Source organism: Curtobacterium poinsettiae (assembly GCF_047226435.1).
Classification (GTDB): domain Bacteria; phylum Actinomycetota; class Actinomycetes; order Actinomycetales; family Microbacteriaceae; genus Curtobacterium; species Curtobacterium poinsettiae.
In genome coordinates this window covers 715,088-736,167 of sequence record NZ_CP178434.1, presented here as the reverse complement: position 1 = coordinate 736,167, position 21,080 = coordinate 715,088, and the positions used below count along the sequence as shown (strand labels likewise).

Below are 21,080 nucleotides of genomic sequence, written 5' to 3'. Positions count from 1 at the left end.
ACGGTGTGCACATGGACTCGGCACTCGGCGCGCGTCCCGGTGCCGGCCGGGTGACGATCGGCGACGTGGCACGAGCGGCCGGGGTCTCGATCCCGACGGTCTCCAAGGTGATCAACCAGCGCGACGGTGTCGCCGCCGCCACCATGCTCCGCGTGCAGCAGGTGGTCGAGGACCTGGGGTACGAGACCTCGCTGGTCGCCCGGAGCCTGCGCAGTTCGCGGACCGGGGTCGTCGGCATCCTGGTGCCCGAGTTCGAGCCGTTCTCGACCGAGCTGCTCCGCGGCATCTCGCGGGCGGCCACCGGCACCGGCTACGAACTGCTCGCCTACGCCGGCCTGATGACCGGCGCCGACCGACCCGGCTGGGAACGCCGGTCGCTGTCCCGACTGTCCGGCACCCTGATCGACGGCGCGATCGTGGTCACCCCGACCACGGCCCTGTCGAGCTCCTCGATCCCCGTCGTGGCGATCGACCCGCACACCGGGCCGGAGGGCCACGCCACCGTCGACGCCGACAACGAAGCCGGAGCCGTCCAGGCCGTCGAGCACCTGCTCGCGCTCGGGCACACCCGCATCGCGCACCTGCAGGGTCGCGCCGACCTGGCGTCCGCCCAGCTCCGGGCCGCCGGCTACCGTTCCGCCCTGACCGCCGCCGGCATCACCGTCGACGAGTGCCTGCTGCGCGACGGCGGCTACCAGGAGGACCAGTCCGCGGCCGTCACCCGGGAACTCCTGGCCCTCGACGACCGCCCCACCGCGGTGTTCGCGGCGAACGACTCGTCGGCGATCGGTGTGCTCCGCGCCGCGGCCGAGGTCGGGCTCCGCGTTCCCCAGGACCTGTCCGTCGTGGGCTTCGACGACGTGCCGCAGGCCTCCACCACGACCCCGCCGCTCACCACGGTGTCGCAGCCGCTCGACGAGCTCGGGTCGCACGCCGTGCAGATGCTCCTGACCATGCTCCGTGGCGAGCCGACCACGGACCACGTCCGGCTCCCCACGACCCTGCGGGTGCGGGCGAGCACCGGCCCGGCGCCGCGACCCACGGCAGGCCGCTGAGCACCCGTCGTCGTCAGCGGCGCAGGGTCTGCTTCGGGTACTCGCCGAACCGGGCCGCGTACGCCGCCGAGAACCGGCCGAGGTGGGCGAACCCCCACCGTCGGGCGACGTCACCGACGACCCCGGCCTGCGGGTCGAGCTCGAGCAGTTCGCCGCGGACCCGGTCGAGCCGGACCTCGCGCAGGTAGGTCAGCGGCGACACGTCGAAGACCCGGCGGAACGACTCCTGCACCGACCGCACGCTCAGGCCGGCGACCTCGGACAGCTCCTGGACGGAGACCGGCTCGGCGGCGTGGGCGTGGATGTACTCCACCGCGGCCCGCAGCCGGGCGTTCCGGGGGAGATCGAGCACCGCGGGCAGGTCGTCGGCCTGCGGCGGGAACGTGTCCAGGAACGCGGTGGCGGCCGACCGCTTGGCCTCGTGCCACGCGTCGGAGTCGGGCCCCTCGGCTCGCAGGGCACGCGACAGCGCCACGAGCGCCTCCTGCCAGCGCTCCGCGGTGTCGGGCTCCGGCACCCGGGTCGGGTCGAACCGCAGCGGCGCCGTCTCGACCTCCAGGTGCTCGTACGCGACGCGGTGCACGTAGTCACGCCCGAAGTGCACCAGCCGCTGGTCGTGGTCCTCGGCCGTGAACACGAAGTCGTCCTCGGGCGGCAGGAGCACGGGGACGTCGCGGCGCAGCTGCATCCGCGCACGCCCGGAGTCGAGCGACGCGGTGCCGCTCGTGATCCAGGTCACGACGTAGTCCGCCCCGACGGGCACCGAGCCACGCACGGCACCGCGGAGCCGCGAACGCCGGATGCTCACCTCGGAGTCGCCGACGGCCGTGTACCGGTACGAGAAGTCGTCGTCGATGCGCCGGACGGACCACCGATCGGCACCGTGGACGGCGGCGAGGTCGCGCTCGGCGGCGTAGGGGTCCCCGCCGGCGACCTCGAACCGCACCGGTTCGCCGGCCCGGTCGGCACCCTGCGGGTCCGGGACGGGGTCAGCCACGGCGCCCTGCTCCCGACGCCGCCACCCGGACCGTTCCACGAACCGCGCTATGTGGATACGCTGGGGTGGTGACTGCGGCGTATCGTGACCCGGACGAGACCCGTGCAGAGGGGGCGCTGTCGTGAGCGATGTCGACCTCGACGCAGCGCTGACCCGGCTCGAGGCCGCGGTCTCCGAACTCCGCGGGCGGCTGCGCGACGAACTCGGCGTCTCCGGCGGCGACCTGACGCTGCTGCAGTTCGTGTCCCGCGCCGAAGCAGCGGGCCGGACCGTGCGCGTGAAGGACCTGTCGAAGCACCTGGGACTCACCGGCCCGGCGGTCACCGGCATGGTGGACCGACTCGAGCACAGCGGACACCTCAGTCGCGTCCCGAACCCCGACGACGGCCGGAGCCGGTACATCGAGCTGACCGATGCCGCCCGCCGCGACTACACGCGCGCGATGGACGGCACGAACAAGCACCTGCACGACCTGATGGCCTCCTTCTCGGAACGGGAGCGGGCCAGGTTCGTGCGGATCATCGACCGCATCGTCGCAGCCGTCGATCTCGGCGCACCGAGCCCCTGACGGCAGGGTACGGGCGGTCAGCGCGACGCTCGGACGAATGTCCAGCATGCGCAGCTAGGTAAGTTCTCTACCTATCTCCGCATGCCGGACACCCGTCACCCCTTGACGGCGCCGGAGGTCAGACCGGACACGATCGAGCGGCGGAACACGAGCACCAGGATCACGATCGGCACCGTGGCGGCCACGCTCGCGGCGAAGATCTGCGCGAACGGCACCGTGAACTGCGTCCCGAAGAGCGCGATGCCGACCGGGATCGTCCGGAACGAGTTCTCGCTGTTGAAGGTCAGCGCCATCAGGAACTCGCTCCACGATGCTGTGAAGGTGAAGACGCCGACCGTGAACAGGCCCGGCTTGGCCATCGGCAGGATCACGCTCAGCACGGTGCGCCACGCCCCGGCCCCGTCGATCTCGGACGCCTCCTCGATCGTCGACGGGATCCCCTGCAGGTAGTTCCGCATGATCCAGATGGCGAACGGCAGGTTGAACGCGACGTACGGCACGATCAGACCCGGGTACGAGTTGAGCAGCCCGAGGTTGCGCTCGAGCAGGTACAGCGGCGTCAGCACCGCGATCGCCGGGAACACCGACAGCATGAGCAACGAGGTCATGATCGCCGTGCGGCCCCGGATGAACCGGCCGGCCAGCGCGTACCCGGCCAGGAACGCCAGCGCGAGCACGATCACCGTGGTCGACACCGACACGATGACGCTGTTCACCATGTACTGGCCGAGCGCGTTGTCACGGAAGGCCACCACGAAGTTGTCGAAGGTGAACGACTGCGGCCACACGGTGGGCGGCGACTGCCCGATCTCGGACGCCGGCTTGAGCGACGTCGTGACGAGCCAGTACAGCGGCAGCGCCGTGAGCACCGCGATGACGACACCGCTGACGTTCACGGTGTTGACCCACTTCCGCCAGCCCTTGCGCACACGTTGACGGGGCATCAGTCGTCCCCTCCCTTCGCCTGGTTCCGGAACGCCCGGAGGAACAGCAGACACCCGGCCGCGACGATGATCGCGGTCGAGGTCGCGATCGCGGCGCCCGGACCGATGTTGATGTCCTGGAAGAGCACCTTGTAGCCCATGATCGCGAGCGACTGGGTGGCGGTGCCCGGTCCGCCGTTCGTCAGCACGAACGGCAGGTCGAAGACGCCGAACGCCTGCAGGATGCGGAACAGCACCGCGATCGTCAGGGTCGGGGTGAGCTGCGGCAGCACCACGCGCCAGAACGTCTGCCAGGTGCTCGCGCCGTCGAGCTCGGCGGCCTCGTAGTGGTCCTCGGAGATCTGCACCAACCCGGCGAGCAGGATGATCGCGACGAACGGCGTCGTCTTCCAGATGTCCGCGACCATCAGCCCGGTGATCGCGGGCACCGGTTCACCGAGGATCACCGGAGCGTCCCCGAACAGACCGAAGAACCACGTCGCGACGCCGTAGGTGCTGTCGTAGATGTACTTCCACAGCTGCGCGTTGACGATGGTGACGAGCGACCACGGGATGAGCATGAGCGCGAGCATCCAGCCGCGGGTGGCCCCGAGCCGCTCGAGCACCAGCGCGACGAGCATGCCGAGCACGAGCTCGACCGAGACCGTCACCACCGTGTAGAGCACCGTGAACCCGAGCGCCCGGTACCAGTCGGCACTCTGCAGCAGGGCCGCGTAGTTGTCGAACCCGAACGACTGGATGGTGAAGCCCTCGTAGCCGACCTCGACGTCCGCGAAGCTCAGGACGACCGAGTACACGACCGGGAAGATCGTGACCGCGGCGACCACCAGGAGCGCCGGGGCCGCGAAGCCCCACGCACCCCGCGAGCGGATGCGGTCGAGACGCGACCGCCCCGTCGGCCGGGGCGGCGGATCGACGCGCCCCGTGCCTCCAGGCCGTGCCGGCCGTGTCGCGGTGCCGGCGCTCACAGCGCTGCTCCCTGCAGTGCCAGCGAGATGGCGGAGGCCATCGCGCTGGTGCCGCCGTCGACGGACGCCTGCCCACCGAGGATGCTGTTGCCGTTCTGGTAGATGCCCTGCGACACCTTCGGGTAGTAGGCGGTCGAGGTCGGGCGGGGCACGAGCGTGATGCCCGCCGCCGTGTCGTAGGTGGGACGCTCCTGGCGCTTCGCGTCCTCGCTGACGAGCGAGGTGCTCCGCGCCGGCAGGACGCCGCCCTCGCGGGTCAGGAACTGCTGCGCGGTCTCGCTCGACATCCAGCGCGCGAAGGTCAGTGCCGCCGCGGGCTCCTGCGTGTGCGGGTTGATGTAGTTCCCCCACCCGCCGATCGTCGAGTGGTGCTCGTCCATGCCGTCGAACGTCGGCCGGGCGGCCAGACCCACCTTGCCGGCGACCCGGCTGTCCGGACCGTTCGCGATCCCCCACGCGTACGACCAGTTGCGGAGGAACGCCGCACGGCCGCCGGAGAACGCGTCGTTGGTGTCCTGCTCCTGGTACGTCAGGGTGGCCCGCGGCGACGCCCCCTCGGTGATCAGCGAGCGCATGAACTCGAAGGCGCGCTTCGTCTCGGAGCTCGTCGTCTCGGGCTTGGTCAGGTCGTCGTTGAGCAACGACCCACCAGCGTCCGCGACGAACTCGGTGACGTTGCAGGTCAGCCCCTCGTACACGTCGCCCTGGAACGCGAACCCGTAGCTGACGTCACCGGTGTCGACGAGCTTCGCGGCGGTCTCGCGCACTTCCTCCCACGACGCCGGCACCTGCAGGGAGTGCTTCGCGAGCAGGTCCTTCCGGTACAGGAAGAACGACTCGTCGATGTAGAGCGGGAACATGTAGTACGTGCCGTCGACGCTCGCCGCGAGCCGGAGCCCCTCGGGGAACTGGTCGAAGAAGTCCTCACCGACGAGCTGGTTCACCGGGGTCGCGAGCTTGTTCTTCGCGAACTGCCCGGGCCACGCGACGTCACCCAGGTAGACGTCCGGCGTGCTGCTGCCCGCCGCGATCTGGGTCGTCAGGCTGGTCCGGTTCGTGTCGGTGTCGCTCGGGGCACTGACGATCCGGACCCGGATGTTCGGGTGCTCCTTCTGGAACTCCGCGATGAGCCGACGACGCAGGTCACCCCCGTCCTTCGAGGCGACCTGGCCGGCCCACCAGCTGATCGTCGCCTCACCCTCGGGCGGTTCGGTGGGCCAGTCCTCGACCCGCGTGCGCTCGGGTCGGGTGGAGCAGCCGGCGAGCAGCAGCACCCCCGCTCCCCCGAGCATGAACGTCCTCCGGTCGATGGCCATCCGTCCTCCTCGACGTGTGGTGCTGCGAACCTGTGCATCCACACAACCAGGCGGAGCCTGGGCTGTCCGCAGGGATCTGTCGCTTTCGCTGGTGGCTCCGTGGGGCCGGGGCCGACGGCCTGGAGGCGCGTGGCAGGGACGACCCGCGCCTCCGGACCGGCGGGTGGTCAGGCCGGGGCGGGGGCCGTGGACTCGGCGATCCGCAGCGTGCACGGCAGCAGGAAGTGCGGCAGGTCCTCCGAGGTGCCGTCGAGCTGCTCGATGAGGGCGTCGGCGGCCCGCACGCCGAGCTCCGGGCCGGGGGCGACCATCGTCGACAGCCGCGGGTAGTGCTGGTCCGCGTTCGCCTCGGACGACGCGATGCTGAGCACCGAGACGTCCTCGGGGACCCGCCGCCCGGCGGTGTACAGCCCGACCAGGACGCCGGCGGACGAGTCGTCCTTCATCACGAGCACAGCGGTGACGTCGGGGTCCGCCGCGAGCAGGTCACTCGTGGCCTGCCGGCCGCCGTCACTGCCGGGCCCCGCCGTGACGATCGTCCCGGTCAGTCCGCGCTCGAGCATCGCCTGCCGGAACGTCGACTCGACGCGCAGGTGCGGTGCGTACCCGGCCATCGGGGTGCCCTCGAGGTCCTCGAGGACGAGCCCGAACCGCCGGTGCCCGAGGGCCTGGAGGTGGTCGAGGCTGTCCTCGATCGTCGTCTCGAAGTCGATGTCGACGAAGGGCAGCCCGCTGCTGTCGCGGGTCCGGCCGATCAGGGTGAACGGCACGTCGAGGTCGGTGAGGACGGCGACGCGGGGGTCGTCCATCCGCACCTCCATCAGGATGACGCCGTCCACGAGTCCGCCCGAGACGAGGTCGTCCAGGTCGTCGCCGGCGGGGTCCACGGGCCAGAGCACGAGGTGGTACCCCCGCTCGGACGCACGCTCCGCCGCGCTCATGAAGAACTGCGAGGTGGTCGGGCTGAAGCGGTTGCCGGTGGTCGGGAACAGCAGCGCGATGATCCGGGTGCGTCGGCTCGCGAGCGCACGGGCGACGACGTTGCCACGGAACTTCAGCTCGCGCATCGCAGTCCGCACCCGCGCCGTGGTTCCGGGAGTCACGTACTTCGTCCCGTTCACCACGAAGGACACGGTGGCGATCGAGACCCCCGCCCGATCGGCGACCTGCTGCATCGTGGCCATGCCGCTGATCCTAGCGCTCGCCGTGTCAGAAAAGCGCTTTACAGGTGAAGCGCTTATCTGTTAGCTTCTCGCCCCAGGAGCACAGCGACGATGACGTCAGCGGCCTCGTCGATGCGTGCCTGTCCCAGCATCCGTCAAGAGAAGAGCTCTGCAATGAAGCAAAGATTCCCCTCCCAGTCGCGCCGGACCCGCGCCCTCGTCGGCGCCGTCGCCGTGCTCGCCACGGTCCCCCTGGTCCTGTCCGGGTGCTCCGGCTCCGGATCGGCCTCGTCGGGCGGCAGCAAGGCCCTGACGATCGAGGACTACTACGACGCGAACTACAACCCGGTCTACAAGCAGTGCGCCAAGGAGGTCGGCGCGACGGTCACGATCAACCACGTCGCCGGCGCCGGCCTCATCTCGAAGGTGCTGCAGCAGGCGTCGTCGAAGACGCTGCCCGACGTCCTCATGCTCGACAACCCCGACGTGCAGCAGATCGCGTCGTCTGGTGCGCTGTCCGACCTGTCGGCCTACGGGCTCGACGCCGACGGCGACGTCCCCGGCGTGAAGGCGGCGAGCACCTACAAGGGCAAGCTCTACGGCCTGCAGTCGAACACGAACTCCATCGCGCTCTACTACAACAAGAAGCTGCTGGCGGACGCCGGTGTCCAGCCGCCCAAGACGTGGGACGAGCTCAAGGCCGCCGCGAAGCAGCTCACCAAGGGCTCGACCTACGGCTTCGCGATGAGCAACATCAACACGTACGAGGGCACCTGGCAGTTCCTGCCGTTCTTCTGGTCGAACGGTGGTGACGAGAAGAACATCGCCACCGCGGACGCCACCCAGGCCCTGCAGCTCGTCGAGGACCTGCAGGACGACGGCTCGATGTCCAAGAGCTCGATCAACTGGGCCCAGGCGGACGTCAACAACCAGTTCCTGGCCGGCAAGGCCGCGATGATGATCAACGGCCCCTGGCAGCTCCCGGCGCTCAACGAGAAGAAGAGCCTCGAGTTCGACAGCGTCCCGATCCCGACACGCACCGGCGAGGCCACGGTCGCACCGCTCGGCGGCGAGGCGTTCACCGTCCCGCAGACCGGTGACAAGGACAAGATGCAGCTCGCCGGCAAGTTCGTCGGCTGCCTGCACACGCAGAAGATGCAGAAGGCCCTGTCCGAGGTGAGCGGCAACGTGCCGACGAACCTCGAGGCCGGCGCCGCGTGGGCGAAGGACCACCCGCAGGTCGCGTCCTTCGTGACCACGGTGCAGACCGCTCGCGCTCGCACCGGTGAGCTCGGACCCGACTGGCCCAAGGCCGCCACGAAGATCTACACCGCCGTCCAGCTCGCCCTCACCGGCAAGGCCAGCCCCGAGGCAGCGCTCAAGCAGGCGCAGTCCCAAGAGCAGTAGTCCACGGGGAGCCGGCCGACCGGTCGGCTCCCTCCGGCGACGAGGAAAGGACCCCGGCGTGAGCGCCTCGACACAGACACGACCATGGACGATCCCGCCCGTGACGACACCCCGACCCGGGCAACGACGAGCCCGGTTCCGATCCGGCGTGACCCGATGGCTCTTCGTGGTGCCAGCGGCGGTCTTCGTGGCCGTCTTCTTCGGCTACCCGGTGGTGAAGAACATCGTCATGTCCTTCCAGGACTACACGACGGCGACATTCTTCACCGGCGAGGCCCCCTGGGTGGGACTCGCCAACTACATCTCGGTGTTCCAGAGCTCGGTGTTCACGACGAGCCTCGTGAACACCGCGCTGTTCACGGCGGGCTCGATCATCCTGCAGTTCGTCATCGGGCTGAGCCTGGCGCTGTTCTTCCGCCGGCACTTCCCGCTGTCGGGCTTCCTGCGGGGACTGCTGCTCCTGCCGTGGCTGCTGCCGCTCATCGCGTCCAGCGCGGTGTGGAAGTGGCTGCTCGACCAGGACAGCGGCGCGCTCAACCAGCTCCTCGGTGTGGTCGGCATCGCCCCCGTGCCGTGGCTGGTCAGCCCGAGCCTGGCGCTCATCGCCGTGATCGGCGTCAACGTCTGGCTCGGCATCCCGTTCAACACGACGATCCTGTACAGCGGTCTGCAGTCCGTGCCGCCGGAACTCTACGAGGCCGGCTCGCTCGACGGCGCCACCGGGTTCAAGGCGTTCTGGTACATCACCTGGCCGAGCATCCGGTCGGTGGTCAGCGTCGTGATCGTGCTCGGGGTCGTCTACACGTTGAAGGTCGTGGACATCATCCTCGGCTTGACCGGCGGCGGCCCGGCCAACTCGACCCAGACCCTGGCCACGAACGCCTACCACCAGTCGTTCATCAACTTCCAGTTCGGCATCGGAGCCGCGGTCAGCAACGTGCTCATCGTCGTCTCGTTCGTCTTCGCGATGGTCTACATCGCGATCTCACGGAAGGCGGTCGACGAATGAGCGTCGGACTCGCGAACCAGACCGTCACCGCCACCCGCGCGATCACCACCAAGAGCGCCCGTGCCCCCCGGCCACGCGGTTCGGCGAAGGGGATCCCGTTCACGATCCTCGGCTGCGTGTTCCTCGCGATCATGGTGTTCCCCGTCTACTGGATGGTGAACACCAGCCTGCAGGCGACGTCCGGGGCCGCCACGGCCACGTGGTTCCCGTTCTCCCCCACCTTCGCCGGCTACCAGGCCGCGTTCGCCCAGCAGGGGCAGAACTTCGTCTCGAGCATGATCATCGGACTCGGCACCGTCCTGCTGACGCTCGCCATCGCGACACCGGCCGCGTACGGGCTCGCACGGTTCCGGATGCGCGGCGGCCGGGTGTTCCTGCTCGTGCTGCTGATCACGCAGATGATCCCGGCGATCGTCATCGCGAACGCGCTGTACACGCTGTTCAACAACATCGGGCTGCTCAACAGCTACGTCGGGCTGATCCTGGCCGACAGCGCGGTCCAGGTGCCCTTCGCCATCCTGCTCATGCGGGCGTTCATGGAGTCGATCCCACCGAGCCTGGTCGAGGCGGCACTCGTCGACGGCGCCAGCGACTTCCGGGCGTTCGTGTCGATCGTCGTGCCGATCAGCCGGAACGCCATCGTCACCGCGGCGCTCTTCACGTTCCTCGGCGCGTGGGGCGACTTCCTCATCGCACTGACCCTGACGTCGACGACCGCGGTCCGACCGATCACGCTCGGCATCTACAACTACATCGGCTCGAACGTCACGGACTGGGGCCCCGTCATGGCGACCTCGGTGCTGGCGTCCCTGCCCGCTGCCGTCCTGCTGATCTTCGCGCAGAAGTACATCTCCGCCGGTGCCCTCGGCGGTGCCGTCAAGTGACGGCACCGGACCGAAGCCGCCACGCATCCCAGCCAGAAAGGCACACACCATGACCACCACCCCGCTCCGCATCACCGTCTGGGGCGAGAACGTCCACGAGCAGGTCGAGCAGCACGTCGCCGAGCGGTACCCCGACGGCATGCACGGCGCGATCGCGGACGGCATCCGCGAGCACCTGCCCGAGGCCGTCGTCCGGACCGCCACCATGCAGGAACCGGAGCACGGCCTCACCGACGAGGTCCTGGCGGACACCGACGTGCTCACCTGGTGGGGGCACGCCGCACACCAGGACGTCGACGACGCCGTGGTCGACCGGGTGCACCGGCACGTGCTCTCCGGCATGGGGCTGCTCGTGCTGCACTCCGGCCACTGGTCGAAGATCTTCGGCAAGCTCATGGGCACCACCTGCACCCTGCGGTGGCGCAGCGAGCACGACCAGGAGCTCGTCTGGACCGTCAACCCCCAGCACCCGATCACCCGCGGGGTGCCGAACCCGATCGTCATCCCCGAGCAGGAGATGTACGGCGAGTACTTCGACGTCCCGACGCCCGACGAGCTCGTGTTCATCTCGGGCTTCACGGGCGGCGAGGTGTTCCGGAGCGGCATGACGTACCGCCGCGGCCTGGGGAAGATCTTCTACTTCTCCCCCGGTGACCAGGACTTCCCCGTCTACCACCACCCGGACGTCCGCCGGGTGATCGCGAACGGCGCCGAGTGGGCACGGCCGGAGCGCGAGCGCGAGATGCCGACGCTCCGCCGCTACGACCTGGGCGAGTACTTCGACGGGCAGCACTACCGCGGCCCGTTCGACGACGCCGAGCCGGAGACGGCCGCCCCGGCGGCCGCCGAGCCCGCGGTCACCGAGCCGGCAGCCAGTGCGCCCGCTGCCGAGCGCGACGGGGCGCAGGCGTGAGCCCCTTGCGCGTCCTGCAGGTCGGCGCCGGCGGGATGGGGCGGGCCTGGCTCGCCACCGTCGCCGCCGACCCCGAGGTCGAGCTGGTCGGCATCGTCGACCTCGACCTCGACGCCGCGCGTGCCGGCGCCGCACACGCCGGCGACCCGTCGATCCCGGTCGGCACGGACCTGACCACGCTGGCCGCCGAGACCGGGGCCGAGGCCGTGCTCGACATCACCGTGCCGGTCGCGCACCACCCGGTCACCATGCAGGCGCTCCGGGCCGGGCTCCCCGTGCTCGGCGAGAAGCCCGCCGCGCAGACCGTCGCCGAGGCGCTGTCGCTCGCGGCAGCCGCCGAGGCCACCGGCCAGCTGTTCATGGTGTCGCAGTCCCGCCGCTACAACGACCAGCTCGTCGCGTTCCGGCAGCACGTCCGCGACCTCGGTGTCGTGGGCGGGCTGAGCACCCGGTTCGCGAAGGCACCGCACTTCGGTGGCTTCCGCGAGGAGATGGACGACGTCCTGCTGCTCGACATGGCCATCCACGCCTTCGACTCGGCGCGGTACGTGCTCGAGCGCGATCCGGTGTCGGTGTACTGCGAGTCGTGGAACCCGTCGTGGTCCTGGTACCGGGGCGACGCGGCCGCCGCCGCCGTCTTCACGTTCGAGGACGACGTCCGCTACGTCTACGACGGCTCCTGGTGCGCGCCGGGTGCGGAGACCTCGTGGAACGGCGACTGGCGCGCCTCCGGAGCCGCCGGCACGGCACTCTGGGACGGCGACCACGACCCGTCGAGCGACCTCGACGGCACACCGGGGTCCCCGGTCACGGCACCGTCGGTGGGACACGAGATCGCCGGGTCGCTGGCGTCCTTCGTCCGGGCCGTCCGCTCCGGCGAGGTGCCGGACGGCGAGGTGCACGGCAACGTCATGAGCCTCACGATGGTCGACGCCGCGATCACGTCGGCGCGCAGCGGGCGCCGGGTCGTCATCGACGAGGTGCTCGAGCAGGCACACCGGGACGCCCTGGACACCGAGCAGGACGACGCGGTCCGCGACCGCCTGGCGGCGTGGGAGTCGGTCCGTGGCGCGCTCCGTGCGCGCCTGCCCGCGTCCTGAGACGCGACCGCAGGACGGACGGGAGGCCCGTGGCGACACCGCCACGGGCCTCCCGTCCGTCGGAGCGCGCGATCAGCGCGGGATGACGGAGAACAGGAACTTCTTGCGGACCATGTACCAGGCCAGCAGGATCAGCGCCGTGTGCACCACGAACCCGATCCAGAAGTCGCCCCACGGCACACCGGGGATCGACGCGATCGCCAGGGCGAAGAACACCTGCCAGACGAACACGTACAGGCTCGCCTGCCCGAGCGGGATCCAGAGCCAGCCGATGGCGGCGGCGATGGGCTTCCAGAACACCGTGAGGATCGCGTAGGACACGACCGCGAAGAACGCGATGTCCGCCAGGCGGCCCCACTGCAGGTCCACCCGCTGGTACGCCGTGTTGTACAGCGACTGGTACATCTCGGCCGGGAACGGCACCGGGGTGAACCCGAAGTGGTCACCGGCCCAGACGTAGACCAGGAACGCCGCGTACCCGCCGACCGCGATGCCGACCAGGACCTTGCCGAGCCGCCCGGTGAGCGCGCCGACGATCTGCCGCCGGTAGTACCCGAGCACGAGCCCGTGGGTGAACACGACCTGCCAGGTGAACAGGGGGAACACCGCCTCGAACTGCGAGTTCAGCGGGCGGAAGTCCGGGTTGAGCGCCTGGAACACGTAGAGCGCCCAGCTGGCGGCGAGGAGCGCCCACCAGAACCCGCGGCGGATCACCCAGATGAACGCCGGGATGAACAGGCTCAGCACCACGAACAGCCCCATGATGTTGAACGGCCACGGCCCCATCTCGAGCAGCAGGAACTGCCGGATCGCGTACCAGGGCGGCGGGTACGCGAGCAGCTGCATGACGTTCGGGTACAGGTCGTAGACGCGTCCCTCGGCGTCGACCCCACCGAGGCCGGTGCCCCGGTCGGTGAAGGTCGTGATGGCGTCGGTGTTCAGGAACGGCACGAAGCTCAGCACGAACACGACGGCGATCACCACGAGCGTGACGACGTACTGCTTGCGTGCGCGCTTCCACGCCCCGATCGCCGCAGCCCACTCGCCGAACTTCTTCACGGCGAACGGGTACGTCATGCCGAGCACCATGCCGGACAGGAACACGAACATCTCGGCGCCGGTGATCGCCCCGACGGCGTGCAGCGTCAGGTACGAGTACGGTCCGCCGATCTCGATGTGGGTGATCACCACGGCGAGGATGATGAACCCGCGGAACAGGTCGAGGCGCAGGTCACGGCCTGGCTTGCCGTCGTCGGGGTAGCGCCAGCTCGGCAGCAGCCGCCCGAAGACCCCGCTCAGCAGGAAGACGATCGCCAGGCCCGCGGCCAGCCAGACGATCCACGCCATCTGGTCGCCGCCGGTCTCGTACTCCTGCGAGATCGCGGCGTTGCCCTGCTGCACGGTGACGCGGTCGGTGACCGGTCCGAAGGCGAAGTCCCCGGACCGCTCGAGGTCGGCGCGGAAGGCCTTCGCGACGTCCGGGTCCGCGGTGAGTCGCCAGTCGGCCACGCGGTTGCCGGCTTCGGGCTCGCGGCGCTCCGCCTCGAGCACGGTCATGCCCCGGATCAGCGGACGCTCCTGCACGGCGGCGAGCACCTGCCGCCACCAGCTCCGCTTGACCTGGAGCTCGGCGTCGCCCTGCAGCTCCCGGTTGTACAGGGCTCCGGTGTCGAGCAGCATCGGGCGGTCGTCGGCCACCGCGAACCGGTCGTAGAACGTCTCCGACTGGGGTTGGTCGTAGCCCCAGTCCTCGTCGAACCGCGACTCGACCTCACCGCTGCGGGTGAGTGGCACGGCACGACCGGCGGCCTCGGTCGGGTCGCCCTTGCCGTACGAGAACATCGACAGCCCGACCCAGTCGACGGCCTCGGCCCCCGGCCAGTAGGGGCCGTACGGGTCGTCGGCACCGGTGAGCTGTCCGTCGCCGTTGGTGTCCGCCTTCGCGACGTCGATCACCGACAGGTCCCGCAGCCGCCCGGCGGACTCGCCGAACGGGTAGCCGGCACCGTACCCCGGGGACCACACCATGAGCGCGTCCGACGCGCCCGCGTGCACGGTCGTGGCGAGCGCCCGGAACGCCCGGACGAACTCGGTCGGCTGCTGCCCCCACCGGACCCACGTGCCGTTCATCTGCGGTGCGAACCGGACGAGCACCTGGGTGTCGTACTGGTCGTGCAGGTCCTCGAACACGGAGTTGACGGCGCGTGCGTCCCCGGTGTCGAGCGACCGCAGCCTGCGGTCGGGTTCGAGGCTCACGACGAGCACCGCACCCTGGGTCGCCGCCGCGCGCGCCGACCGGAGGAGTTCCTGCTTGGCCGGGCCGTCGAGCGGGTAGTCGACGGAGACGCCGTACATCGACGGCGTCGCGCCGAGCCGTCCCTCGTAGCCCTCGGGCGAGTCGCTCGCCCAGTCGAGGTCGGGGCCGAACCACGTCGAGCCCCCCGCCGGCTCGACGGCGGCGGCCCGCTGCACGGGTGCCGCCGACGCCGCGGACGCCGCGGACGCCGCGGACGCGGGCAGCGCACCACCGAGCAGGAGCGTGGCGATCGTGACGAGGAGGGCGAGAGCGCGGGCCACCTGCTGCTTCACCGGTCGCACGCGAGGATCCAGACGTTGTGGCCGGACTCGTGCCGGTGCTCGAGCCGGTCGAGCGCGGCGATCGCGAGCGCCAGCCCACGCCCGCTCTCCTGCTCGACGTCGGCCATGGTGACGGCGCTCAGGTCGATGTCGACGGGCATCCCGTTGTCGGTCAGCACCGCGGTCAGGGCCTGGTCGGTGGCCTGGAGGCGCACGGAGTACCGGCGCCCGGTCCCCCGGTCGGCGCGGACGGTGTGCTCGACGATGTTCGCGGCGACCTCGGCCAGGGCGGTCTCGAGTGCGAAGCGGAGCCGCACGTCGTCGATTCCGAGCCCGTCCCACCACGCGGCGAAGCGGTCCTGCACCTCGTTGAGGGAGTCGGGCGTCGCGGCGACCTCGAACGTGGTCTCGGTGCTCACAGGGGCCCTCCGGCGGTGCTCGACTCGTGTTCGGACTGTGCGGGGGTGGCCGGGCCGCGGTACCGGACCGCGCGGATGACGATGCTGAAGATGAACAGGTCGAAGACGACCCACGCGGTGTTGACGAGCGGCGCGATCCCCTCGGCCTGACCGGTCAGGTACCGGATGACGATCATCACCAGGGCGGCGACCAGGGCACCCATCGCCCAGAGCTGCGGCTTGACCAGGTCCCACCGCGGCTTCTGCTCGGTCTCGTCGCGCACCTTCGGGGTGACGCGGAACCCGAGCGGCTTGCCCCGGAAGACGTTCTGGAAGGCGCTGGTCACCGACTCGATCCAGATCGGGAACAGGGCGAGCGAGTACTGCTGCCCGCGCCAGGTCGGTCTGCCGGCGGCCACCACCCAGAACAGCAGCTGGTTGCACACCAGGAACGGGATGAGCCGGGCGAAGAAGTCGACGCTGTAGGCCTGCACGGGCACGACCCCGAACGACAGGCAGAGCACCGGCGCCGCGATGTAGACGATCGCGGCGAACCCCGACAGGTAGCTCCACATCGTCGAGAAGTACATGAGCCGCTGCCCCCACGACAGCCCCTTCTGCACCAGGGGGTTCTCACGGAAGAACACCTGCATGGTGCCCTGCGCCCAGCGCAGTCGCTGCACGAGCATCGTCGGCAGGTCCTCGGGGGCCAGGCCCGTCGCCAGGATCTCGTCGTGGTACGCCGACTTCCAGCCGAGGCCGTGCAGGCGCATCGCGGTGGCCATGTCCTCGGTCACCGAGATCGTCGCCAGCGGCATGATCGGCTGGGCCTCGTCGTCACGGTTGACGTCGAGGGCACGGGCGAGCACGGCGATCGACTCGATGGCGGCGACCGGCGAGGCCTCGCGCCGCCCGAGCACGTCGAGGGCGGCGTCGTCGAGTCCGGCGAAGGTGTTCGCGTCGGTGGACATCGCCGCGAGCTCCTGCAGGTCGTTCCGCACCGATTCGAGGTCGGCGGCGGCGAACCGGAACGCGATGGCGTCGATCCCCCGCTGGAACGCGTAGGTCACGTCGCCCAGGGGTTCGCCGGACCGGACCTGCTCGCGTGCGCGGTCGACCACGCCCTCGGCGTCGTCGAGGGCATCGAGCACGCGCTGGTCGGTCTCGGTCTCGCGGGAACGGGCGAGGAGCTTGCGCGAGGTGGCGAGGGTGCGCTGCACGGACGCCTCGACCTCGGCCACGTAGCGCGAGATGCCGAGCTGCATGAGTGCCTCACGCCGCAGGATCGCGTTCGACCCGCAGAAGAACGCGGCGTTCCAGCCGTCCTTCGACTGCTGGATCGGGCCGTAGAAGAGCGGCGCCTGGCTGCCGAAGGGGTCGGCAGCGGGGACGTTCTCGAACCACTGCGGCGTCTGCACGAGCGCCATCTGCGGGTCCTTGAAGTAGCCGAGGGTGCGGTCGAGGATCGCCGGGTCCGGCACCTGGTCGGCGTCGAGGATGAGCAGGAACTCGCCCTGGGTCGCGAGCAGGGCGTTGTTGAGGTTGCCGGCCTTCGCGTGCCGTGGCCGGTCCACCCAGTCGGCGCCGCGCGTGATGACGCCGATGCCGAGCGCTTCGGCCGCCGCGCGCATCTCGGGGCGGTTGCCGTCGTCGAGGATCCAGGTGGTGTGCGGGTGCGTGATCGCCTTCGCCGCGCGGGCGGTGCGCTCCACCAGGTCGACCGGCTCGTTGTAGGTCGTGATGAAGACGTCGACGGTGACGTCGGTGGACGGCTTCGCCGGCGGTTCGCCGCGCTCCCGGAGCCGCCAGGCCCCGAGCGCGAAGAGCAGCGAGTCGATGACGCTGTAGGTCTCGGCGAGGATCAGCGGCACCGCGATCCACCACGAGTGCCAGTTCACCGAGGCCGCCCAGCGCCACACGATGTAGTTCACCCCGGCGAGGGACGCCAGGAGCGCCACGGTCCGCACGGTGACCAGGCGCCGGCGGGCCGTTCCGGTGGTGAGTCGGCGGCGGTCCTGTCGGCTGACGTCGAGCGCGGTCACCGGGTCGCCCCGACCGTGGTGCCGTCGCACGTGCTGCGTCGCAAGCATGCCTCCTGATCCGCGGGCCCCGGCCGCAGCGCACGCCCGAGAGTGGTTCCGTCCGGCAGCTGACCCGGGGGCCACCGTGCCGGTCGTCCGCTTCGGTCGTCGGGCACGACCTGGGCGTGACGACCTGTCTACCGCACGGGTGGGGAGTCTGTCAGGTTGCTCACCCGATCTGGGGACAGCACGCGCGTCAGAACGTGGCGGTGAACCCCAGGTCGTCGGCCAGGCGTGCGATGACCTGGTCGAAGTACGCCGCACCGTCGGACACGGACCCCACGAAGTGCCCGAAGAGCTCGAACGAGATCGTCCCGAACACCGTCGTCCAGGCCATCAGCGTCCGGACCAGGACCTCGTCGGGCAGGGAGATGCCGAACGAGCGCAGGGTGGCGACCCCGTCCGCGACGGCGGGACCGGCCACCCCGGGAGCCGCCGTGGGCGCGGTGGGTGATCCGGGCCTCCCGGCCGTCCCCGGCGTCGACGTGACGGGCGAGCCCGACGTACCCGATCCGCCCGACGCACCCGACGCACCGGGCGCACCGGAGCCGACGGCGTCCGCGACCACGCGCACCAGGGCGAGCGTCGTCCGTGTCGCGGGTGCGACCGTCTCGCGCGGCGCGGCGTAGCCCGGTACCGGCGAGCCGAAGAGCAACGCGAAGTCCCCCGGGTGCGCGATCGACCAGTCCCGGATCGCCCGGCACATCGCGACCCAGCGCGCCCCGGCATCGGGTCCGGCTGCCGCACCGGCGGCCTCGACCGCGGCACCGAGCTCGTCGTAGTCGGTGATGAGCAGGGCGGTCAGCAGGTCGTCGCGGCTCGGGAAGTACCGGTACACGGCCGACGAGACCATCCCGACGTCACGGGCGACGGCACGCAGGCTCAGGGCCGCCGGACCTTCGTCGGTCAGACGGGTGCGTGCCGCGGCCAGGATGTCGGCCGTGACCGTCTGCCGTGCGAGCGCTCGGGCGGTGGGTGCCATCCGTCGATCCTGGCACGAGAGAGCAGCGCACACAAAGGAGAGCAGTGCTCTTGCTTTTCCGCGCAGGAGCGGTCATGCTCGCTTTCGAGAGCACTGCTCTCGCATCGACCAGGAAGCAGGAGACCATGTCCCACCACATCGTGATCGGCGCCGGCCCGGTCGGCCGCCACGTCGCCGGACTCGTGAACGCTCGGGGCGACCGCGTCACCGTCGTCTCCCGCTCCGGGCGCAGCACCGGCGTCGCCGGGGTCGAGCACCTCGCGCTCGACGCCTCCGACGCCGACGCGCTCACCCGCGCCGCCGAGGGAGCGGCCGTCCTGTACAACTGCGCGAACCCCGGCGACTACACGCAGTGGGAACGCACCTGGCCCCCGCTCGCCGCAGCGCTGCTCACCGCGGCCGAACGGACCGGTGCGACGTACGCCATCACCGGGAACCTGTACCCGTACGGCCCGGTCGACGGACACATGCGCGCCGGACTGCCCGACGCGGCCACGGACCGCAAGGGCGTGCTCCGGGCGCGGATGTGGGCCGACGCCCTCGCCGCGCACGACGCGGGCCGGATCCGCGCCGTCGAGGTCCGCGCCTCGGACTACCTGGGGCCCGGGATCGGCGCGAACGGGCACGTCACGCGCGTGCTGCCGGCGGCACTGCGGGGCCGGGCGGTGTGGATGGTCGGCCGCACAGACCTGCCGCACACCTTCACCGACGTGCTCGACGTCGCCCGGACCCTCGTGGCCGCCGCCGAGGACGAGAGCGCCCACGGCCGCACGTGGATGGTGCCGAGCAACCCCGCGCGAACGCAGCGCCAGGCCCTCACCGACGTCCTCGCGGCGACGGGGAAGCCCGCGGTGCCGGTACGCCGGATGCCCGCGGCCCTGTTCCGCGTCGGCGGGCTCGTGTCGCCGATGCTGCGCGAGCTGGCCGACCTGACCTACCAGTGGACCGCGCCGTACGTGGTGGACGACGCCGAGAGCCGCACCCGCTTCGGCATCGAGCCGACCCCGTGGGACGAGGTGTGCCGCCGCACGGCCGCCGGCGTGGCCTGACCGCGAGCCACACACGGAAGGGGGTAGGAGGCACCATTGCGTCCCACCCCCTTCCGCCTCGCACCGCCGGTCAGATCACCAGCAGCCTCGAGTACTGCGCCACGTCGAGCTGCTGCGCAGCTCCACCCGCGGCGGGGACCTTCCACAGCCCGACCGAGGGGCCGCTCTCGATCGAGACGAACACGTCCCCGTCGGCGGAGGCGGCACCCAGGTGCTCGCCACGCGACCCGGCGGTCAGCCCGGTCACCGGCACGGTCGACGTCCCGCCGCTGCCGACCACGAGCTTGTCCGGGATGCCGCGGTCGATCGTGCACCCGCCCGGCCGGTACTCCGACGGGGCGGGGCAGAACTGCGCCGACTGCAGGAGCGAGAAGCCATCCGCGTTCGCGGCGGCGTAGTCGAACGCGTACCGCGGTTCGATCTTCGTCAGTTCGGTCGCACCGGGCTTGAGCTGGTACCAGATCCACGACCCGGCGGCACCGGTCGATCGGATGTCGACGTAGACGTTGCCCTGCGAGTCCGCGAGCACACCGGCGGGGTAGCCGACGATCATGCCGCTCGGCCCGGTGAACGTGCGGGGTGCGATGCCGGTGCCCTTGACGTACGGCTGGCTGACCGTTCCGCCGAGCACGACGACCTTGCCGTCCGGGGTGACCGTCCAGAAACGCTGATCACTCCCGACGGCTTTGCCACCCAGGTCGAGCACGGTCTTCTGGGTCGAGGTGCCGACCGGCAACTGCTGCACCGCACCGGTCACCGAGTCCACCCAGTACAGGTTGCCCTCGGCATCGGAGCGCAGGTCCGGGGTCAGGTGCAGGCCGGACGCGATGATCGAGATCCCACCGCCGTCGGCCGGGTGCAGCAGGATCGAAGTGCCGTCCGCCGTCGGGGTGAACACGTCACCGTCGGCATTCGCGGCGAAGCCCTCGACGTCCCTCGCGACGACGGTCTTCGCACCGCTGCCGGAGTCCGCGAACCGCACGACGTCACCGTTGCCGTCGAGCCCGAACAGCGACTGCGTCGTCTCCGGCTCGGGTGCGGGTGGTGCCGTCCAGCGCAGCGTGATCGTGCGGCCGGTCCCCCGGTGTCCGAGGGCACGGAGCGAGAACCGGTACGTGGTCGCGGGCGAGAGCTCGTCGAAGCGGTCGGAGCGGGCACGCTGGTGGAGTCGGTCGGCCTGACGGTCGTGCCGGTTCGCGACGGCGGCGACCGCGACCTTCCAGCCCGTCACCTTCGCGCCGTGCTTCGGGCCACGCCACGTCAGCGTGGCGCTGTCCGCGTCGCCGGTGACGCGGACGGCGGTCGGCGCTCCCGGCACCGACGACCAGGAGGTGTGCGCCGTCGCAGGCGCCACACCTCCGAAGACGAGCGCCGCGGCGGCGACCGCGGTGATGAGTGCTCGGTACACGATGTTCCCCTGCCTTCTCCGCGGCTCCCTGCGTCACGGCTCCGGGTATCACAGCACCGTGCCGACCGCAGGGGAACGGTTGCGGGCGGGATGTGCGGTTCCCCGCACCGCAAGATGCCGCCTGGTACCCCCGCACACGCCGTCGTGTTCCCGAGACGCCGCGGAATCCGGCGGCGTCTCGCCGACTCGGCGGCGTGGAAGCGACACGACGGCGTCTCGCGGGCCCGGAACGCGCACCGACGACGGACGGGAGGCACGGTG

General features: G+C 70.7%; 18 protein-coding genes. 8 read left to right on the top strand and 10 right to left on the bottom strand.

Translation table 11 applies throughout. The annotated features are described in order from the left end of the window. Positions 1-11 precede the first annotated feature (11 nt). On the top strand, positions 12-1,055 hold the full coding sequence (locus ACL00U_RS03540; protein WP_042537884.1) for a LacI family DNA-binding transcriptional regulator: 1,044 nt from the start codon (positions 12-14) through the stop codon (positions 1,053-1,055). Positions 1,056-1,068: 13 nt separating this feature from the next. Here the strand turns inward: ACL00U_RS03540 and ACL00U_RS03535 are convergent, their stop codons facing one another. After that, positions 1,069-2,052, bottom strand: a complete 984-nt coding sequence (locus ACL00U_RS03535) for an AraC family transcriptional regulator (RefSeq protein WP_140448392.1) — start codon at positions 2,050-2,052, stop codon at positions 1,069-1,071. A gap of 121 nt (positions 2,053-2,173) precedes the next feature. On the opposite strand from ACL00U_RS03535, the gene ACL00U_RS03530 reads away from it, so the two are divergent. Then, positions 2,174-2,620, top strand: coding sequence for a MarR family winged helix-turn-helix transcriptional regulator (locus ACL00U_RS03530; protein WP_017886796.1), 447 nt, complete (start codon positions 2,174-2,176; stop codon positions 2,618-2,620). A 95-nt stretch (positions 2,621-2,715) separates the two neighbouring features. Here ACL00U_RS03530 and ACL00U_RS03525 read toward each other — a convergent pair whose 3' ends face one another. From ACL00U_RS03525 to ACL00U_RS03510, 4 genes are all read right to left on the bottom strand, one after another. Continuing rightward, complete coding sequence (locus ACL00U_RS03525; RefSeq protein ID WP_027464448.1) at positions 2,716-3,564, bottom strand: carbohydrate ABC transporter permease; 849 nt, start codon at positions 3,562-3,564, stop codon at positions 2,716-2,718. Further along, a complete protein-coding gene (locus ACL00U_RS03520) occupies positions 3,564-4,532 on the bottom strand; it encodes a carbohydrate ABC transporter permease (RefSeq protein ID WP_175470757.1) in 969 nt (322 codons plus the stop codon). Before ACL00U_RS03520 ends, ACL00U_RS03525 begins: the two co-directional genes overlap by 1 nt. Next, on the bottom strand, positions 4,529-5,848 hold the full coding sequence (locus ACL00U_RS03515; RefSeq protein ID WP_412873831.1) for an ABC transporter substrate-binding protein: 1,320 nt from the start codon (positions 5,846-5,848) through the stop codon (positions 4,529-4,531). Before ACL00U_RS03515 ends, ACL00U_RS03520 begins: the two co-directional genes overlap by 4 nt. A gap of 167 nt (positions 5,849-6,015) precedes the next feature. Further along, positions 6,016-7,032 (bottom strand): LacI family DNA-binding transcriptional regulator, encoded by a 1,017-nt coding sequence (locus tag ACL00U_RS03510; RefSeq protein ID WP_017886800.1) that lies wholly within the window; start codon positions 7,030-7,032, stop codon positions 6,016-6,018. Between the two features lie 153 nt (positions 7,033-7,185). Between ACL00U_RS03510 and ACL00U_RS03505 the strand changes: the two genes are divergently transcribed. The 5 genes from ACL00U_RS03505 (at position 7,186) to ACL00U_RS03485 (ending at position 12,324) form a co-directional block, all read left to right on the top strand. Further along, entirely contained in the window at positions 7,186-8,418 is a 1,233-nt protein-coding gene (locus tag ACL00U_RS03505; protein ID WP_042537758.1) for a sugar ABC transporter substrate-binding protein, read from the top strand. Positions 8,419-8,566: 148 nt separating this feature from the next. Next, positions 8,567-9,427, top strand: a complete 861-nt coding sequence (locus ACL00U_RS03500; protein WP_017886802.1) for a carbohydrate ABC transporter permease — start codon at positions 8,567-8,569, stop codon at positions 9,425-9,427. Continuing rightward, entirely contained in the window at positions 9,424-10,311 is an 888-nt protein-coding gene (locus ACL00U_RS03495; protein ID WP_017886803.1) for a carbohydrate ABC transporter permease, read from the top strand. Before ACL00U_RS03500 ends, ACL00U_RS03495 begins: the two co-directional genes overlap by 4 nt. A gap of 49 nt (positions 10,312-10,360) precedes the next feature. Beyond that, positions 10,361-11,224 carry a ThuA domain-containing protein gene (locus ACL00U_RS03490; protein WP_017886804.1) on the top strand — a complete coding sequence of 288 codons (864 nt, stop codon included), beginning with the start codon at positions 10,361-10,363 and terminating at the stop codon, positions 11,222-11,224. Between the two features lie 5 nt (positions 11,225-11,229). Next, positions 11,230-12,324, top strand: a complete 1,095-nt coding sequence (locus ACL00U_RS03485; RefSeq protein WP_412874076.1) for a Gfo/Idh/MocA family protein — start codon at positions 11,230-11,232, stop codon at positions 12,322-12,324. A gap of 72 nt (positions 12,325-12,396) precedes the next feature. Here the strand turns inward: ACL00U_RS03485 and opgC are convergent, their stop codons facing one another. The 4 genes from opgC to ACL00U_RS03465 form a co-directional block, all read right to left on the bottom strand. Further along, positions 12,397-14,913: an OpgC domain-containing protein gene (gene opgC, locus ACL00U_RS03480; protein ID WP_412873830.1), complete on the bottom strand. Its 2,517-nt coding sequence runs from the start codon at positions 14,911-14,913 to the stop codon at positions 12,397-12,399. Further along, the gene (locus ACL00U_RS03475; protein WP_017886807.1) at positions 14,910-15,320 is read right to left on the bottom strand and encodes an ATP-binding protein; all 411 of its coding nucleotides are present in this window, start codon (positions 15,318-15,320) and stop codon (positions 14,910-14,912) included. Before ACL00U_RS03475 ends, opgC begins: the two co-directional genes overlap by 4 nt. After that, entirely contained in the window at positions 15,317-17,389 is a 2,073-nt protein-coding gene (locus tag ACL00U_RS03470; RefSeq protein ID WP_412873829.1) for a glycosyltransferase, read from the bottom strand. Before ACL00U_RS03470 ends, ACL00U_RS03475 begins: the two co-directional genes overlap by 4 nt. Before the next feature lie 187 nt (positions 17,390-17,576). Then, positions 17,577-18,362 carry a TetR/AcrR family transcriptional regulator gene (locus tag ACL00U_RS03465; RefSeq protein WP_412873828.1) on the bottom strand — a complete coding sequence of 262 codons (786 nt, stop codon included), beginning with the start codon at positions 18,360-18,362 and terminating at the stop codon, positions 17,577-17,579. A gap of 125 nt (positions 18,363-18,487) precedes the next feature. Here ACL00U_RS03465 and ACL00U_RS03460 point away from each other — a divergent pair, with 125 nt between their 5' ends. Next, positions 18,488-19,411 carry an NAD-dependent epimerase/dehydratase family protein gene (locus ACL00U_RS03460; RefSeq protein WP_274006970.1) on the top strand — a complete coding sequence of 308 codons (924 nt, stop codon included), beginning with the start codon at positions 18,488-18,490 and terminating at the stop codon, positions 19,409-19,411. A gap of 70 nt (positions 19,412-19,481) precedes the next feature. On the opposite strand, the gene ACL00U_RS03455 is transcribed toward ACL00U_RS03460, so the two are convergent. Next, the gene (locus ACL00U_RS03455; RefSeq protein WP_412873827.1) at positions 19,482-20,819 is read right to left on the bottom strand and encodes a fibronectin type III domain-containing protein; all 1,338 of its coding nucleotides are present in this window, start codon (positions 20,817-20,819) and stop codon (positions 19,482-19,484) included. Positions 20,820-21,080 lie beyond the last annotated feature (261 nt).

What these genes read in the sequence shown, in the direction of transcription:
- ACL00U_RS03540 (WP_042537884.1), top strand. Translation starts at nt 12, where the DNA reads ATGGACTCGGCACTCGGCGCGCGTCCCGGTGCCGGCCGGGTGACGATC.
- ACL00U_RS03495 (WP_017886803.1), top strand. Translation starts at nt 9,424, where the DNA reads ATGAGCGTCGGACTCGCGAACCAGACCGTCACCGCCACCCGCGCGATC.
- ACL00U_RS03465 (WP_412873828.1), bottom strand. Translation starts at nt 18,362, where the DNA reads ATGGCACCCACCGCCCGAGCGCTCGCACGGCAGACGGTCACGGCCGAC.
- ACL00U_RS03490 (WP_017886804.1), top strand. Translation starts at nt 10,361, where the DNA reads ATGACCACCACCCCGCTCCGCATCACCGTCTGGGGCGAGAACGTCCAC.
- ACL00U_RS03470 (WP_412873829.1), bottom strand. Translation starts at nt 17,389, where the DNA reads ATGCTTGCGACGCAGCACGTGCGACGGCACCACGGTCGGGGCGACCCG.
- ACL00U_RS03510 (WP_017886800.1), bottom strand. Translation starts at nt 7,032, where the DNA reads ATGGCCACGATGCAGCAGGTCGCCGATCGGGCGGGGGTCTCGATCGCC.
- ACL00U_RS03515 (WP_412873831.1), bottom strand. Translation starts at nt 5,848, where the DNA reads ATGGCCATCGACCGGAGGACGTTCATGCTCGGGGGAGCGGGGGTGCTG.
- ACL00U_RS03460 (WP_274006970.1), top strand. Translation starts at nt 18,488, where the DNA reads ATGTCCCACCACATCGTGATCGGCGCCGGCCCGGTCGGCCGCCACGTC.
- ACL00U_RS03505 (WP_042537758.1), top strand. Translation starts at nt 7,186, where the DNA reads ATGAAGCAAAGATTCCCCTCCCAGTCGCGCCGGACCCGCGCCCTCGTC.
- ACL00U_RS03525 (WP_027464448.1), bottom strand. Translation starts at nt 3,564, where the DNA reads ATGCCCCGTCAACGTGTGCGCAAGGGCTGGCGGAAGTGGGTCAACACC.